Source organism: Aquabacterium sp. A7-Y (assembly GCF_026153205.1).
In the GTDB taxonomy this organism is placed as follows: Bacteria; Pseudomonadota; Gammaproteobacteria; order Burkholderiales; family Burkholderiaceae_C; genus Caldimonas.
Window position 1 is genome coordinate 1 of the sequence record NZ_JAPFBW010000034.1, and the last position, 16,003, is coordinate 16,003.

Sequence of the window (16,003 nt, forward strand, 5' to 3'; positions counted from 1 at the left end):
CCCCCGTCGCTGTACGGTCCGTGGCGACGCAGGGTCGTGCCATGTTCCGGCACTGACCTCGCGCGCCGTCCTTCCTTGCTTCGAGACACACACGATGCTTCGCCGCCTCACGATCAAAACCCGGCTGATCCTTGCCTTCGCCCTCATCTCGCTGATGGTGATTGCCGCCGGTACCGCCGCCTGGTTCACCTCGCGTCTGCAGAACGAGTCGATGAACCGCTACAACTTCCACCTGGTGCACGGCCTGAAGGACGGCGACGAACTCTGGCGCGCCGCGCTGCATGTCAGCCGCCACGAGAAGCAAGTGCTGATTGCGATGGGAGACGCATCGGCCGCCGGCGAGCACTTCAAGAAGTGGGACGCGGAACTGCACCGTGCCGCCGCCGAGGCGGAGGAATTGCACCGGCGCATGCTCGACCCCACGACCCTCGACGCCATCAAGATCGTCAATGAGAGCCTGCCGGCCTACCGGGAAGCCGCCCGTCCGGTCCTCGAGAAAGCCGTCGCAGGGCAGTACACGAACGTGGCCGAGGCCGAAGCGGCCCTGAAACCCGCCGAGCAACAGATGGCCCGGATCGAAGGCGCGATGGCGCAGATCATGGGCGTCGTGGACCACTACGTCGGCGTGGTCACCGACAAGTTCAATGCGCTGCACAAGGCCGTCACGATTGCCGCCGCGATCATCGTCACCGTCGCGGTGGGCTTGGTGGCGCTGCTGGGCTGGCGTGTCGGTCGCTCCATCGTGCTGCCGCTGCAGGACGCCACCCGCTTTGCCGAGCAGGTCGGCGCCGGCGACCTGACCGCCACCATCGAGGTGCAGGGCCAGGACGAGGCGACCCGCCTGCAGCAGGGCCTCAACGGCATGCGCGACGCGCTGCAGAGCATGGTCTCCCGCGTGCGCCAGGCCACCGACGGCATCGCCACCGCCTCCACCGAGATCGCCAGCGGCAACCAGGACCTGAGCGTGCGCACCGAGCAGACCGCCAGCAACCTGCAGCAGACCGCTTCCTCCATGGAGCAGCTCACCGGCACCGTCAAGCAGTCCGCCGACGCCGCCCGCCAGGCCAACCAGCTGGCCTCCTCGGCCTCCAGCGTCGCTGCCCGTGGCGGCGACGTGGTCTCCCAGGTCGTCTCGACCATGGACGAGATCAACAGCTCCTCCAAGAAGATCGCCGACATCATCGGCGTGATCGACGGCATCGCCTTCCAGACCAACATCCTGGCGCTCAACGCCGCGGTCGAAGCTGCCCGTGCCGGCGAGCAGGGCCGCGGCTTCGCGGTGGTCGCCGGCGAGGTGCGCAACCTCGCCCAGCGTTCGGCCCAGGCCGCCAAGGAGATCAAGAGCCTGATCGGCGCCAGCGTCGAGAAGGTCGAGTCCGGCTCCAAGCTGGTGCAGGACGCGGGCTCCACGATGACCGAGATCGTCGCCTCGGTGCAGCGCGTGAGCGACATCATCGGCGAGATCACCGCGGCCACCTCCGAGCAGAGCAGCGGCATCGGCCAGATCAACACCGCCGTCAACCAGCTGGATCACATGACGCAGCAGAACGCCGCGCTGGTGGAAGAGTCCGCCGCGGCCGCCACGTCGCTGAAGGACCAGGCTCGCCAGCTGGCCGAGGTGGTCGCCACCTTCAAGCTCGACGGCGCCAGCCGCATCACAGGCGCCGCCGTGGAGAAGGCCCGCCTGACGGTTGCCGCGCCGGCACGTGCCGCCGAGCCAACCCTCAGCGCCCAGCCGGTCAAGGCCGCCCCTGCCGCTGCCGCTCCCGCCGCGCCGAGCAAGTCTCAGGCAGCGCCCGCCCCGGCCGCGCCGAGCAAGCCGCAGGCGGCACCCGCCGCTGTCGTCTCCGCCGCACCGGCCGCGCCGCGCGCGCCAGCCAAGGCAGCCAGCCCCGCCCCCGTTGCGGCGCCGGCCGCTGCCGCGCCCGCCGGCGACGACGACTGGACCACCTTCTGAGGCCTCGCCCTCACCCCAATCCCGACGCCCGCCTCGTGCGGGCGTTTTTCTTGGCGGCCGGCGGCATGGCGCGGGTTCTCGCCGAAAACTGCACACATTCCGCCACCGTGTCGCCGGCCTCCGTGTCAACCCGGAGCCCCCAACACTCAAGTTGCGGCCGGAAGACCCCGATATTCACGACATGCGCCGTGGCTGCGCTACAGAAAATTCCTGCTCCAGAAGAGGGCCCGCAGTGCCCTCCCGGCGTGGCCGCGTACCACAAAAAGGAGACACCATGGACTTCATCGCGCGCTTCAACCGCACCCGCATCTCCACCCGGCTGGCCGTGGCCCTCGGGCTGTTGATGGCCCTGATGGTCGGCATCAGCGGCTACAGCGTGAAGAAGTTGTTCGACACCACCTCGGTGCTGGACCGCCTCGCCAAGCAGGAATGGAAGCTGATGCAGGAAACCGGCGCCTGGAAAGCCCTGGTCGAGCTGAACGTCTTCCGTGTCGCCACCCATTCGCGCCTGGGCACCGGCGAATACCCGGACCTGCTGATGAAGGACTACCAGGCGGCGGTCACCCAGATCGAGAAGCGGCAGAAGGTCATCGCCGCGGCGCTGGTGACCGAAGAGATGCGCAGCCAGTATCAGCAGGTCGACCAGCTGCGCAAGCAGATCGAGGCGATGCAGCCACGCATCAAGGAATTTCGCGACCAGGGCGACTACGTGGCGCTTGAAGGCCTGCTCAACGGCGACTTCGAGAAGGCCCGCGTCGCCTACCTCGGCGGTATCGACAAGCTGCAGAGCCTGGCGCTGCACCGCGCCGAGACCGCCTCCGCGCAGGCGCAGAGCGAGACCCGCACGGCCGCCTTCATCACGCTGCTGCTGGTGGCCGCCAGCCTGGGTTTCGCCACCGTCTTCGGCTGGTGGATGAGCGGCTCGATCTCGCGCCCGATCCGCGGCGTGGTCGCGCAGGCCCGGGCCATCGCCGGCGGCGACCTCTCGCATGCACTGGAGGTCAACACCGGCGGCGAGGCAGGCGAGCTGCAGCAGGCCCTGGTGGACATGCAGGAAGCGCTGCGCGCCATGGTGAGCCAGGTGCGCACCGCCACCGACAGCATCAGCACCGCCAGCTCCGAGATCGCCAGCGGCAACCAGGACCTCTCGGCACGCACCGAGCAGGCCGCCAGCAACCTGCAGCAGACCGCCTCCTCGATGGAGCAGCTCACCGACACCGTCAACCACAGCGCCGAGAGCGCGCAGCAGGCTTCGCAGCTGGCCAGCTCCGCCAGCTCGGCGGCGCAGCGCGGCGGCGCCGTGGTCTCCCGGGTGGTCGCAACGATGGACGACATCACGACCGCCTCGAAGAAGATCGCCGACATCATCGGCGTGATCGACGCCATCGCCTTCCAGACCAACATCCTGGCGCTCAATGCCGCCGTGGAATCGGCCCGCGCCGGCGAACACGGCCGCGGCTTCGCGGTGGTGGCTGCCGAGGTGCGCAACCTGGCGCAGCGCTCGGCGCAGGCCGCCAAGGAGATCAAGACGCTGATCGGCACCTCGGTCGAGAAGGTCGAGGGCGGCACCCGCCTGGTGGCCGACGCCGGCACCACGATGAACGAGATCGTCGCGGCCGTACAGCGGGTCACCGACATGATCGGCGACATCGCCGCTTCTGCACGCGAGCAGAGCTCGGGCATCGGCCAGGTCAACACGGCGGTGTCCCAGCTGGACCACATGACCCAACAGAACGCGGCGCTGGTGGAAGAGTCCGCCGCGGCCGCGCAGAGCCTCAAGGACCAGGCCCAGAGGCTGGCCTCGGTCGTGGCGCAGTTCCGCCTCGACGCAGCGGATCCGGCGCTGGTCTGACCCGGGGCTCAAGTGCCGGCACTCGAGTGCCGATAAATACATCGTTGTGTCGCGCCGCCCTGTCGCCGCGCGACGCGTTTCCTCCACCGACGAACCATTCCCGCAGCAACGCATCATGGGCGCCACCGAAGGCTTCAACGAAACGGCTCTCCGGCCACGCGAGTACCTGACCTTCCGCCTCGGCAACGAGGAATACGGCATTGACATCCTGAAGGTCCAGGAGATCCGCTCCTACGAACCCCCGACCCGCATCGCCAACGCACCTTCACACGTGAAGGGTGTCGTCAACCTGCGCGGCGTGATCGTGCCCATCGTGGACCTGCGCCTGCGTCTGAACACGCCCGACTGTGAATACAGCGCCTTCACCGTCGTCATCGTGCTGCACGTGGCCGACCGGGTCGTGGGTGTGGTGGTCGACGGCGTCAGCGACGTGCTGGAGATCGCCCCCGACAGCGTGCGCGAGGCGCCCGAGATCGGCTCGGCCGTCGACTCGGCCTGCATCACCGGCCTGGCGCAGGTCGGCGAACGCATGCTGATCCTGCTGGACATCGAACAGCTGATGACCGACCCCTCGATGGGTCTGGTCGACTGAGCAAGGAGAGACACCCATGCAAGTCATGAACCTGATGCGCAGCTTCACCATACGCACCCGCATGGTGGGCGCCATCCTGGTCGTTCTGGTGCTGCTGGCACTGGTCGGCGGCGCCGGCCTGCTGGGCATGTACCGCCTGCAGGCCCTCAGCAAGGACTTCATCCAGGGCTCGGCCGGCAAGAGCCAGGCCCTGACCGCCCTGCGCGAGTCGATGGGCATGCTGCGCCGGTACGAGAAGGACATGATCATCAACTACGAGAACCCGGAGAAGGTCAAGTCCGCCAAGGCTGCGTGGGAGAAGAGCTATGCCGACGTCCAGGCCCCGCTGAAGCGGGTCGCCGGGGACCGCTCAGGCATCGAGAGGTCGCTGGCCGAGTACCACAAGCGTTTCCTGAACATCACGGTCCAGCTCGAAGGCAGCGCCTACGATTCCGCGACCACGGTGAACAAGGTGGCCGTGGCTGCGTATGCCGCCTTCGACGAGGCCGACAACCAGCTCGACCTGGTCGAACAGATGATCCATGCCGAAGGCAGCGCCGCCGAGGAGGAGAACCGGGCCGCCATGCAGAGCACCGTCGTGCTGTTCGGCGTGGCGGTGCTGATCGCCACCGTGGTGGTGGTGCCGCTGACCCTGCTCAACATGCACAGCATCTGCCGGCCGATCGGTCAGGCCCGCGAGCTGGCCGACGCGATCGCCCGCGGCGACCTGACTGGGCTGGTCCGCGTCGAGGGGCGTGACGAGGCAGCCGGCCTGCTGCAGTCGCTGGTGCAGATGCAGTCGGCGCTGCGCTCCATCGTCGAGAAGGTGCACCTGTCGAGTGAAAACATCACCACCGCATCGAGCGAGATCGCCAGCGGCAACCACGATCTCTCGGCCCGTACCGAGCAGACCGCCAGCAATCTGCAGCAGACCGCGGCCTCGATGGAGCAGCTCACCGGCACCGTCAAGCAGTCCGCCGACGCCGCCCGCCAGGCCAACCAGCTCGCGGCCTCGGCCAGCGAGGTGGCGGCCAAGGGCGGCAGCGTGGTGTCCGAAGTGGTCGCGACGATGGACGAGATCAACACCTCGTCGAAAAAGATCGCCGACATCATCGGCGTGATCGACGCCATCGCCTTCCAGACCAACATCCTGGCGCTCAATGCCGCCGTGGAAGCGGCGCGTGCCGGCGAGCAGGGGCGCGGTTTCGCGGTGGTCGCCGGCGAGGTACGCAGTCTGGCCCAGCGTTCGGCCCAGGCCGCCAAGGAGATCAAGAGCCTGATCGGCGCCAGCGTCGAGAAGGTCGAGTCCGGCTCCAAGCTGGTGCAGACCGCCGGCACCACGATGAAGGACATCGTCGGCTCGGTGCAGCGCGTGACCGACATCATCGCCGAGATCACCGCCGCCACCGCGGAGCAGAACGACGGCATCGGCCAGGTCAACCAGGCCGTCTCGCACCTCGACGAGATGACCCAGCAGAACGCGGCGCTGGTGGAGCAGTCGGCCGCCGCCGCCGAGAGCCTCAAGGACCAGGCGGTGCGCCTCGCCGACGTGGTGAGCGCCTTCAAGATCGAAATGTCTACGACATTGGCGCACTGATGGCTTGACGGTGTCGATGCAGAACAGGACCGGAAATCCGGTCCTGTTGCTTCTTTCAGCCCCGCCAAGCAGCGAAACAATCCAGGCACGAGTGAGCGGTCGCCTTGGCCGCAAGCGGCCTCGGCTTGTGTGCGGAATGTCCGCGTCCACCCGAATTTGGGGATGGCGCCCTGCCTCGCGGCACCGATAATTCCGCCCAGACCGTCGCGACCTCGTGCCGCCTGTCACGGCTGCCGCCCCTCCTGGAGGCGGGTCGGGCGTCCGGCGGCACATCGCCACAGGAGCGTTTCAGATGGACAGGGAGAACCGAATCCGCCCCCTTCGCGGCCCTTGGGGCGTGTGTGCCACTTTCGCGGCGGCCGCGCTCGCGGCCTTCGCCGCGCTGCCGGCCAGCGCCGCCGGCCTGCCGGCCGTGGCCACCGAGGACCCGGGCCGCGTCGCCGCCGGCGGCTGCCAGGTGGAAGGCTGGTACCAGCACGCCAGCGGCGCCAACGCCCTCCTGTCGAACCCGGCCTGCAGCGAGACCGCCGCGCCGCGTCTGGGGGGCAACCTCACCGCGCTGCAGCGCTCCAAGGAAGGCAATTGGGGCCTGGGCGCCGCCGCCAAGATCTCCGACGCCGCCTGGCGTTACGGCCCTGCGCGCTGGGGCCTGAAGGTCTCGACCTACACCCAGCGGCTGGCCGAGATGAGCCGCTTCGAACTCGACAACGCCACGGTGCTCGGCCTGGCCACCTTCACGCTGCCGTCCGACATGAGCCTGCGCCTGAACTTCGGTCCGCGCTACCACACCCCCACCGGCCAGACCTCCACCTTGCTGAACGCCGCCGTGCTCTGGGCCCTCGACGATCGCCTCTCGCTGGCCGGCGAGATGCAGAGCTCCGACCGGGCCAGCACCGTGCAATCGCTCGGCACCAACTGGTGGCTGGTGCCCGGCCGGCTGGGCATGAAACTCAGCGCGGGCCGCACCATCGGCGCGCCGGACTCGACCACCTATTCCTTCCAGCTCAACTGGCACCTGCTGGACCGCAGTCCGGCACGCCGCTGACACTCGCCCCGTGGCGGCCTTGCGCCGCCCCTGTCCTGCGGGCCGTGAACCGGCTCTCGACGGTTCTCCTCAAGCCGAGCTTCAAGCTGCCGATAAGCAGTAAGCAGCGCAAGCAGTACCCACTGCTTCGGCTTTGTTGGACCCCTACCCGTCGACTTCATGAGCGCCGTTCTGCCCTCCCCCCTCGCGCCGCAGACCTCCGTGCCACCCGTCGCCGAGCGGAACCAGGAATTCAGCTTCGACAAAGCCGACTTCGAGCGGGTGCGCCAGCTCATCTACCAGCGCGCCGGCATCAGCCTGCACGCCGGCAAGCAGGCCATGGTCTACAGCCGCCTGTCGCGCCGGCTGCGCGAGACCGGGTACCGCTCCTTCGCGGACTACCTGCAGTGGCTGGAGCGCGCCTCCGGTGCCCAGGGCGAAGCGGAGTGGCAGGAGTTCATCAACTGCCTGACCACCAACCTGACGGCTTTTTTCCGTGAAGACCACCATTTCCGCCTGCTCGCCGAGGAACTGAAAAAACACGGTGCGACCCGGCCCCTGCGCATCTGGTGCAACGCCGCCTCGACCGGCGAGGAGCCTTATTCGATCGCGATGACGGTGGCCGATACGCTGGGCCCGCGAGCGCCCGTCAAGATCCTTGCCAGCGACATCGACACCAAGGTGCTAGCGACCGCCAGCCGCGGCGTCTACGGCGACGATGCACGCGGCCTGTCGCCGGAGCTGCTGAAGCGCCATTTCCTGCGCGGCACCGGCCGCAACACCGGCGCCATCCGCATCAAGCCCGAGCTGGCCGCGATGATCGACTTCCGCACCTTCAATCTGATGAACACGAGCTGGTCGCTGGGCGAGGCCTTCGACATCGTGTTCTGCCGCAACGTGATGATCTATTTCGACGCCGAGACCCAGCGCCGCGTGCTCGAGCGCATCCACGCGGCGATGAAACCCCACGGGCTGCTGTTCGTCGGCCATTCGGAGAACTTCACCGATGCCCGGGATCTGTTCCAGCTGCGCGGCAAGACCGTCTACCAGCGCGCGTGAGCCTTTGCACGCCGGCTCCCTGCTCCGAGCAACTCCCCATCAAGTGAACCCGCGCCCAGGACGATAAGACCACCATGGCCGACAGCGCATTCCAGAAAACCTCGGGCTTCAGCGGCAACGCGGGGGCACCATCCACCACGCGGCTGGAGAAGCTCAAAGCCCAGTCGCGCAAACCCGGGGAAGCTTCGTTCTTCTTCTACGACGCCCATTTCAAGACCGATGCGGTCAAGGTCCTGCCCGGCGAGTACTTCGTGCATGACCAGGACCTGGTGATCCTCACCACCCTGGGCTCGTGCATCGCCGCCTGCCTGTGGGACCGCACCGCCCGCGTCGGCGGCATGAACCATTTCATGCTGCCCGACGGCGGCGGCGCACAGGACTGCGGGCGTTACGGCTCCTACGCGATGGAGCTCCTGATCAACGAGCTGATGAAACGCGGCGCCGCGCGCTCCACGCTGGAGGCCAAGGTGTTCGGCGGCGGGCAGGTCATCAGCGGCATGAACTCCATCAACGTCGGCCAGCGCAACACCGACTTCGTGATGAACTACCTGAAGACGGAGCACATCCCGGTCGTCTCCAAGGACGTGCTGGAGGTCTATCCGCGCAAGGTCTGCTTTTTCCCCCACAGCGGCAAGGCGATGGTCAAGCGCCTGGCGCCGACCAACCCGGACGCATTGATCGCGCAGGACCGCGCCGCCGGTCAGCGTATCGTGCCGCCGTCCAGCGGCGCCGGCTCCATCGACCTGTTCTGAGAGGCCCGACCATGACCAAGATCCGAGCCGTGGTGGTCGACGATTCGGCCCTGGTGCGCAGCCTGCTCACCGAAATCATCAATCGTCAGCCCGACATGGAGTGCATCGGCGCGGCCAGCGACCCGTATGTCGCCCGCGAGATGATCCGCAACCTCAATCCCGACGTGATCACCCTGGATGTCGAGATGCCGCGCATGGACGGCATCGACTTCCTGTCCAAGCTGATGCGGCTGCGGCCCATGCCGGTGGTGATGGTGTCGACCCTGACCGAGCGCGGCGCCGACGTGACGCTGCGCGCTCTGGAGCTGGGCGCGATCGACTTCGTCGCCAAGCCCAAGATCGGCATCTCCAACGGGCTGCAGCAGCTGGCCCAGGAAATCACCGACAAGATCCGCATCGCCGCCAAGGCGCAGGTGCGCAAGCTTCAGCTGCCGGCCGCGGGCGACAGCCGCCCGGCGGCTGCGACGGTGCACAACATCGGCCGCCTGTCGACCGAGAAGATCATCTTCATCGGCGCGTCCACCGGCGGCACCGAGGCCACCCGCGAGGTGCTGGTCAACCTGCCGGCCGACGCCCCGGCGGTGGTCATCACTCAGCACATGCCCCCGGGCTTCACGCGCAGCTATGCGACCCGCCTCGACGGACTGTGCAAGATCGCGGTCAAGGAGGCGACCGACGGCGAGCGGGTGCTGCCCGGCCACGCCTACATCGCGCCGGGCGGGCACCACCTGAGCATCGAACGCAGCGGCGCCAACTACATCGCCCGCGTGCTGGACGGCGAGCCGGTGAACCGCCACAAGCCCTCGGTGGAGGTGCTGTTCAAGTCGGCGGCGCGGGTGGTCGGGCCGAACGCGATCGGCATCATGCTGACCGGCATGGGCGCGGACGGCGCCAGGGCCATGAAGGAAATGCGCGACGCCGGTGCCTACAACTACGCGCAGGACGAAGCCAGCTGCGTGGTCTTCGGCATGCCGCGCGAAGCGATCCAGGCGGGCGCCGCCCACGAGGTCCTGCCGCTCACGCAGATTGCGCCCCAGCTCATCGAGCGGCTGCGCAGCACTTCGGGCCTGAGCCTCAACCGCGTGTAAGGGCTCAGGAGCCTTTGACGGCGGCGCACAAGGCCGCGATCTGCGCGCCCGAGACCGGCTTCTGGAGCAGCTGCTCCATGCCGGCCGCCAGCGCCAGCGGTGCGTCCTCGGTGTCGGCGCTGGTGCCGACCAGGCGCACGTCGGCACCCGCCGGATCGGCCCTCAGCGCCTTGGCGAGCTCGTAGCCGTCCATGCGCGGCATGCGGCAGTCGGTGATGACCAGGCGGTGCCGGTGGGCCTGCCACATCTCGAGCGCGTCGTGCCCGTCCTCGGCGATGTCGACCAGGCAGCCGCAGGCCTCCAGATGGGTGCACAGCAGGATCTGTTGCACCCGATCGTCTTCCGCAACAAGGACACGCAGGGGTTCCCGTCCGGCTTGCGTATCACGCAGGTCCGAAGACGAGGCAGAAGCGGCAGACACGATCCGAACTCCAGAGTCACGGCGATACGGCACGCCGCGCGGGCTATCGTGCCACGCCGGCACACCGCTGAAAACCCCCTCGCCGGCCGCGCGCGCAGCACGCGGCAGCAGGAAGCGTGAAGCATGCACGCAAGGAGCCGGCCGCCCAGGGAGATCGCCTAAGCGTCTCCAAGGAAATGCCCTAGGCCAGAAAAAGCGCCTGCAGGTCGCTGAGAAAGTCGAAACCGCGCGCGCTGGGGCGTACCTGCTGCCAGTCGCGCTCGATGAGCCCGCGCCGCTCGGCCTCGTCGAGGCCGGCCTGGATCGCCGTGAGCGGCAGGCCGGTGCGCTCGGTGAAGCGCGCCAGCTCGAAACCTTCCTTCAGGCGCAGCAGGTTCAGCATGAATTCGAAAGGCAGCTCCTTGCGGGCCACCTCCTCGTCTTGCGCCACGGCCTGGCCGGCCAGCGCGCCCTCCATGTAGCGCGCGGGTTCGCGAAAGCGCACCTGCCGGATGATGCGGTGCGGAAAGCTGAGCTTGCTGTGGGCGCCGGCGCCGATGCCAAGGTAGTCGCCGAAACGCCAGTAGTTGAGGTTGTGCTCGCAGGCATGGCCGGGCCTCGCATAGGCCGAGACCTCGTAGCGCTGCAGGCCCGCCTCGCCCGTCACGCGGGTGATCAGGTCCAGCATCTCGGCGGCGGTGTCGTCGTCCGGCACCACCGGCGGGAACTTGGCGAAATAGGTGTTGGGCTCCAGGGTCAGGTGATAGACCGAGAGGTGCGGCGGCGCGAAGGCCAGGGCCTCGCGCAGGTCGGCCTCGCACTCGGCCAGTGTCTGGCCCGGCAGCGCATACATCAGGTCGAGATTGAAGGTCTCGAAGCTCTGCTGCGCCTCCTCCAGCGCGGCTCTCGCCTGGGCGCGGTCGTGCACCCGGCCGAGCGCCTTGAGCTTGGCGTCGTCGAAGCTCTGTACGCCGATCGACAGCCGCGTCACGCCAGCCTGGCGAAAGCCGCGGAAGCGGTCGCGCTCGAAGGTGCCGGGGTTGGCTTCGAGCGTGACCTCGCAGCCCGGCTCCAGCGGCAGGCGCGCGCGCACATCGGCCAGCAAGCGGTCGATGCTGTCGGGTGAAAACAGGCTGGGCGTGCCGCCGCCGATGAAGATGCTGTGGATGCGGCGCCCCCACACGGCGGGCAGCGCGGCTTCGAGGTCGGCGCGCAATGCCTCCAGGTAGCGCGCCTCGGGTGGCGTGCCGCCTTCGCGCCACTCGTGCGAGTTGAAGTCGCAGTAGGGACACTTGCGCAGGCACCACGGCAGGTGCACGTAGAGCGACAGCGGCGGCAAGGCGCCCAGCTGCAAGGTGCCGGGGCGCAGGTAACGTGCCTGCAGGTCAGCGGTCGCGGTCAAGCCACACCTCCTGCATCAGCGCGAGCATCTGACGTGCCGCCAGCGCGCGATGACTGAGCCGGTTTTTTTCGTCGGCGTCGAGTTCGGCGACGCTTTTGCCCAGGCTGGGGATGAACAGCAGCGGGTCGTAGCCGAAGCCCCGGCTGCCGCGTCCGGACTCCAGCACCTCGCCCTCCCAGCGGCCCATCGCGATCAGGGGCTCCGGGTCGTCGGCGCGTCGCACCGCGGCCAGCACGCAGACGAAACGCGCGCGCCGCCGGCTTTCCCCGGCCAGCTTGTCGAGCAGCACGCGGTTGTTGGCCGCATCGCTCTTTTCGGCCCCGAACAGCGTCGCATAGCGGGCCGACAGCACACCCGGCGCCCCGCCGAGCGCGTCGACCGAAAGACCGGAATCGTCGGCGATCGCCGCGCCGCCCGAGGCCAAGGCCGCATGGCGCGCCTTCGCGAGAGCGTTCTCGACGAAGGTCGGGTGCGGCTCCTCGGCCTCGGGGATGCCCAGCGAGCCCTGCGTCACGAGCTCCATGCCGAGGGGCGCGAACAGCGCCTGCAGTTCCACGAGCTTTTTCGCGTTGTTGGACGCCAGCACAAGTCGCGTCGCCATGCTCAGATCCCCAGCGCCGCGCGCTGCGCCAGCAACAGTTCGCGGATGCCGTGGTCGGCCAGCCCCAGCAGCGTGTCCATCTCGGCACGCGAGAAGGGCCGGCCTTCCGCGGTGCCCTGCACCTCGACGAAACCGCCCGAACCGGTCATCACGACATTCATGTCGGTGCCGCAGGCGAAGTCCTCGGTGTATTCGAGATCCAGGAGCGGCACGCCGTCGACAATGCCGACCGAGATGGCCGCGACCGCGTCGGTCAGCGGCGAACGCTCGAGGAGGCCGCGCGAGATCAGCACGCCGACCGCGTCATGAGCGGCCACCCAGGCACCGGTGATCGCCGCGGTGCGGGTGCCGCCGTCGGCCTGGATCACGTCGCAGTCGAACTGAAGTGTGCGCTCGCCCAACGCAGCGAGGTCGAACACCGCACGCAGCGAGCGGCCGATGAGCCGCTGGATCTCCTGCGTGCGACCGGTCTGCTTGCCACGCGCCGCCTCGCGGTCGCTGCGGCTGTGGGTGGCACGCGGCAGCATGCCGTATTCGGCCGTGACCCAGCCTTCGCCGCTGCCCTTCTTGTGCGGCGGTACCCGCTCCTCGACCGAGGCGGTGCACAGGACACGCGTATCGCCGAACTCGATCAGCACCGAGCCCTCGGCGTGGCGGGTGTAGCCCCGGGTGATGCGCACCGGGCGCAAGGCGTCGGGCGCGCGGCCCTGGCTGCGTACAAAGGAAGTCATCGGAATGTCCTGGAGGAAAGGCGCGCCGGCCGTGACACGGCGCAGGCCGGCACCCGCCGAGGTCCTGCGCGGATCTTGCAAAACTCAGGGCTTTTTCTGCGAAGAGCGCTTGATCGCCTCGTTGATCTCGCGGATCGAGCGTTCGATCTCGGCCTCGTCGAGTTCGTCGGGTTCCTGGCCGAGCACGCTGGCCTGGATTGTCGACGCGAACACTTCCTCGCCCAGGGTCTGGGTCGAGATCGCCTTGGTGGAATCGTAGTCTTCCGACGACTCCCACTCCACCGCGAGCACGGTCACGTTGTCACTCTTGCTGCCGGCATGGCGCAGCGCCTGCTCCACCAGTTCGGGCACCGCGTCCGAGATCGGGCGGGTCGCCAGCTGGTCGGTGATGGCCTGGTCGGAGATGCTGCCCCACAGCCCGTCGGAGCACAGCAGCACGCGATCGCCCGACTGCATCAGCATGGGGCCCACCGTGTCGACCACCGGCTTGCCGGGGCTGCCCAGGCAGGTGAACAGCACATTGCGGTTGAAACGTTCGCCGAGCGGCACCACCCCGTTGAGGGTTTCCTGCAGCTCGGAATAGGAATGGTCGCGGGTGCGGGCGATCAGCTTGTCGCCTCGCACGAAATACAGCCGCGAATCGCCGCAATGGGCCCAGTAGGCGGCACCGTTCTGCAGCACGCAGGCCACGACGGTGGTGCGCGGCGTGTCGAGCAGCGCCTTTTCGGTGGCGTAGCGCAGCAGCTGGTGGTGGCCGGCAATGATCGCGTCGTGCAGGAAACGCAGCGGGTCGCGCAGCATCGGCTTGGCGTCGCGCTGGAACAGGGCCGCCATGGTCTGCAGGGCGACCTGGGAGGCGACTTCGCCCTCCGGGTGGCCGCCCATGCCGTCGGCCAGCGCGAACAGACCGGAGTCGCGGGTGTAGCAGTACCCCATCCGGTCTTCGTTCTTTTCGCGTCCGCCCTTGCGACTGACCTGGTAAACCGAGAACCTCATGTTGGCGTCGCCCCTTGGCTGGTGGTACTGCTTCAGGCCTGCTTGCCGCCCTTGAGATTCTCAAGCTGCAACTTGAGGCGCTCACTGAAGCTCAGCTTGGTATAACGGCGCTCGGTCTCGCGCGCCAATTCTTTTTGCAACGCGAACACACTCTGCGGGCGCGACAGCGGGTCCAGCGCCATGCACCACTCGGTCACCTCGATCAGGTTGTCGGAGTAGATGTTGCGCAGTCGCGAAAGCGACAGCGTCAGCCGGTCCTTCTCGATGCGCTGCGGCGCGTCGTTGGGCGGGTAGCCCTGCATGCAGGCATAGATGCAGGCGCCGATCGCGTAGATGTCGGTCCACGGGCCCAGTGTGCCGTCGCGTCGGTACATCTCGGGCGCGGCGAAGCCCGGCGTGTACATCGGGCGGATGAAGTTGCCTTCCTTGCTCAGCACCTCGCGCGCCGCGCCGAAGTCCAGCAGCACCGCCTTGTTGTCATTGGTGATGAAGATATTGGCCGGCTTGATGTCGAGGTGCAGCATCTTGTGCTGGTGCACGATGCGCAGCCCGCGCAGGATCTCGTCGAACAGCGAGCGGATGGTCGACTCGCGGAACACCTTGTCGCGCTTGAGCTCGCGCGCGGTGACGATGAAGTCCTGCAGGGTGTCGCCCTGCAGGTAGTTCATCACCATGTAGACGGTTTCGTTCTCGCGGAAGAAATTGAGCACCGAGACCACGCTCGGGTGCGAGATCTGCGCGAGCGACCGCCCTTCCTCGAAAAAGCTCTTCAGGCCGAGCCGGTAGAGCGGCTGCTTTTCCGGCTTGACGCGCGGCGCCAGTTCGCCGGGCGAACGCTCGGCCAGCGAGGACGGCAGGTATTCTTTCAGCGCGACCAGGCGTTTGTCCTGGTCTTCAGCCAGATAGACGACGCCAAAGCCACCGGCCGCCAGCTTCTTGATGATCTGATAACCGCCGACCACGGTGCCTGGAGGCAACGGGGATGGCTTGGGCTTTGACATAATCGGATTTTGCAATGCGATAAGTGTCATGGCAGTTTACAGCATGACCGGGTATGCGAGCGCCGCCTCGCAGGCCCTGGTTTCCCCGAGCGAGCCCTCCACCCCCTCCGAGGCCGGCGGCGCGGCTGCGACCGTGACCGTCGAGTTGCGCTCGGTCAACAGCCGCTTCCTGGACCTGGCCTTCCGCATGCCGGACGACCTGCGTGCGATCGAGCCGGCCCTGCGCGAGCTGCTGACGGCCAGCTTCCGCCGCGGCAAGATCGAGTTGCGCATGAACACGCAGCGCGAGGCCGACACGGCCCTGCCCCAGCCCCAGGTCGACCAGCTCAACCGGCTGGCCGGCATCGAGGCGACCGTGCAGGGCTGGCTGGCCAATGCCCAGCCGCTGTCCGTGCACGAGGTGCTGCAGTGGTGCCGCGGTAGCGCGCCGGCCGAAAAGCTGGACGAGCCGGCGCTGGCCGCCACCCGGCAGTGCATCACCGGGCTGATCGAGGCCCGCGCCCGCGAAGGCGAGCGCCTGGTCGGCATCCTGATGGAGCGCATCACCAAGCTGCGCGAGCTGGCCGCCCAAGCCGCGCCGCTGGTGCCGCAGGTGGTCGAGAAGCAGCAGCAGCGTTTCCTGGAGCGCTGGCAGCAGGCCCTGGAGGCCGCCGGCGCGGCCCAGAGCATGAGCGCCGAGACGCTGCGCGAGCGGGCCCTGAGCGAAGCCGCGGCCTACGCGATCCGCATCGACGTGGCCGAGGAGCTGTCGCGGCTGAATGCGCACCTCGACGAAATCGCCCGCCTGCTCAAGAGCGGTGGCGAACTGGGCAAGCGGCTCGACTTCCTGATTCAGGAGTTGCACCGCGAAGCCAACACCCTGGGTTCCAAGGCCTCGGCCCTGGAGCTGACCCAGATCTCGGTCGAGATGAAGGTGCTGATCGAGCAGATGCGTGAGCAGGTCCAGAACATCGAGTGATTCTCCGGCGTTGA

The 16,003-nt window shown here is 68.0% G+C and carries 15 protein-coding genes; 9 read left to right on the forward strand and 6 right to left on the reverse strand.

The window, feature by feature from the left end; translation table 11 throughout:
- The first annotated feature begins 94 nt into the window (after window positions 1-94).
- From OOT46_RS24735 to OOT46_RS24775, 8 genes are all read left to right on the forward strand, one after another.
- Window positions 95-1,957 (forward strand): methyl-accepting chemotaxis protein, encoded by a 1,863-nt coding sequence (locus OOT46_RS24735; protein WP_322114287.1) that lies wholly within the window; start codon window positions 95-97, stop codon window positions 1,955-1,957.
- A 274-nt stretch (window positions 1,958-2,231) separates the two neighbouring features.
- On the forward strand, window positions 2,232-3,809 hold the full coding sequence (locus tag OOT46_RS24740; protein ID WP_322114288.1) for a methyl-accepting chemotaxis protein: 1,578 nt from the start codon (window positions 2,232-2,234) through the stop codon (window positions 3,807-3,809).
- 115 nt (window positions 3,810-3,924) lie between these two features.
- Complete coding sequence (locus OOT46_RS24745) at window positions 3,925-4,401, forward strand: chemotaxis protein CheW (RefSeq protein ID WP_265406301.1); 477 nt, start codon at window positions 3,925-3,927, stop codon at window positions 4,399-4,401.
- Window positions 4,402-4,417: 16 nt separating this feature from the next.
- Complete coding sequence (locus OOT46_RS30810) at window positions 4,418-5,977, forward strand: methyl-accepting chemotaxis protein (RefSeq protein ID WP_322114289.1); 1,560 nt, start codon at window positions 4,418-4,420, stop codon at window positions 5,975-5,977.
- A gap of 337 nt (window positions 5,978-6,314) precedes the next feature.
- On the forward strand, window positions 6,315-7,022 hold the full coding sequence (locus tag OOT46_RS24760) for a hypothetical protein (RefSeq protein ID WP_265406302.1): 708 nt from the start codon (window positions 6,315-6,317) through the stop codon (window positions 7,020-7,022).
- Between the two features lie 159 nt (window positions 7,023-7,181).
- Window positions 7,182-8,060, forward strand: a complete 879-nt coding sequence (locus tag OOT46_RS24765) for a CheR family methyltransferase (RefSeq protein WP_265406303.1) — start codon at window positions 7,182-7,184, stop codon at window positions 8,058-8,060.
- A 74-nt stretch (window positions 8,061-8,134) separates the two neighbouring features.
- Window positions 8,135-8,812: a chemoreceptor glutamine deamidase CheD gene (cheD, locus tag OOT46_RS24770; protein ID WP_265406304.1), complete on the forward strand. Its 678-nt coding sequence runs from the start codon at window positions 8,135-8,137 to the stop codon at window positions 8,810-8,812.
- An 11-nt stretch (window positions 8,813-8,823) separates the two neighbouring features.
- Window positions 8,824-9,900: a protein-glutamate methylesterase/protein-glutamine glutaminase gene (locus OOT46_RS24775; protein WP_265406305.1), complete on the forward strand. Its 1,077-nt coding sequence runs from the start codon at window positions 8,824-8,826 to the stop codon at window positions 9,898-9,900.
- A 4-nt stretch (window positions 9,901-9,904) separates the two neighbouring features.
- Here the strand turns inward: OOT46_RS24775 and OOT46_RS24780 are convergent, their stop codons facing one another.
- The 6 genes from OOT46_RS24780 to OOT46_RS24805 all read right to left on the reverse strand — a co-directional run bounded on the left by OOT46_RS24780 (window position 9,905) and on the right by OOT46_RS24805 (window position 15,031).
- The gene (locus OOT46_RS24780) at window positions 9,905-10,450 is read right to left on the reverse strand and encodes a response regulator (protein WP_322114290.1); all 546 of its coding nucleotides are present in this window, start codon (window positions 10,448-10,450) and stop codon (window positions 9,905-9,907) included.
- A gap of 52 nt (window positions 10,451-10,502) precedes the next feature.
- The gene (hemW, locus tag OOT46_RS24785) at window positions 10,503-11,702 is read right to left on the reverse strand and encodes a radical SAM family heme chaperone HemW (RefSeq protein ID WP_265406307.1); all 1,200 of its coding nucleotides are present in this window, start codon (window positions 11,700-11,702) and stop codon (window positions 10,503-10,505) included.
- A complete protein-coding gene (gene rdgB, locus OOT46_RS24790) occupies window positions 11,686-12,303 on the reverse strand; it encodes an RdgB/HAM1 family non-canonical purine NTP pyrophosphatase (protein WP_265406308.1) in 618 nt (205 codons plus the stop codon). Before rdgB ends, hemW begins: the two co-directional genes overlap by 17 nt.
- 2 nt (window positions 12,304-12,305) lie before the next feature.
- Window positions 12,306-13,034 (reverse strand): ribonuclease PH, encoded by a 729-nt coding sequence (gene rph, locus OOT46_RS24795; protein ID WP_265406309.1) that lies wholly within the window; start codon window positions 13,032-13,034, stop codon window positions 12,306-12,308.
- Window positions 13,035-13,118: 84 nt separating this feature from the next.
- Entirely contained in the window at window positions 13,119-14,030 is a 912-nt protein-coding gene (locus OOT46_RS24800) for a PP2C family protein-serine/threonine phosphatase (RefSeq protein WP_265406310.1), read from the reverse strand.
- 32 nt (window positions 14,031-14,062) lie between these two features.
- Entirely contained in the window at window positions 14,063-15,031 is a 969-nt protein-coding gene (locus tag OOT46_RS24805) for a serine/threonine protein kinase (protein ID WP_047196271.1), read from the reverse strand.
- 28 nt (window positions 15,032-15,059) lie between these two features.
- Between OOT46_RS24805 and OOT46_RS24810 the strand changes: the two genes are divergently transcribed.
- Window positions 15,060-15,989, forward strand: a complete 930-nt coding sequence (locus tag OOT46_RS24810; RefSeq protein WP_265406311.1) for a YicC/YloC family endoribonuclease — start codon at window positions 15,060-15,062, stop codon at window positions 15,987-15,989.
- Window positions 15,990-16,003 lie beyond the last annotated feature (14 nt).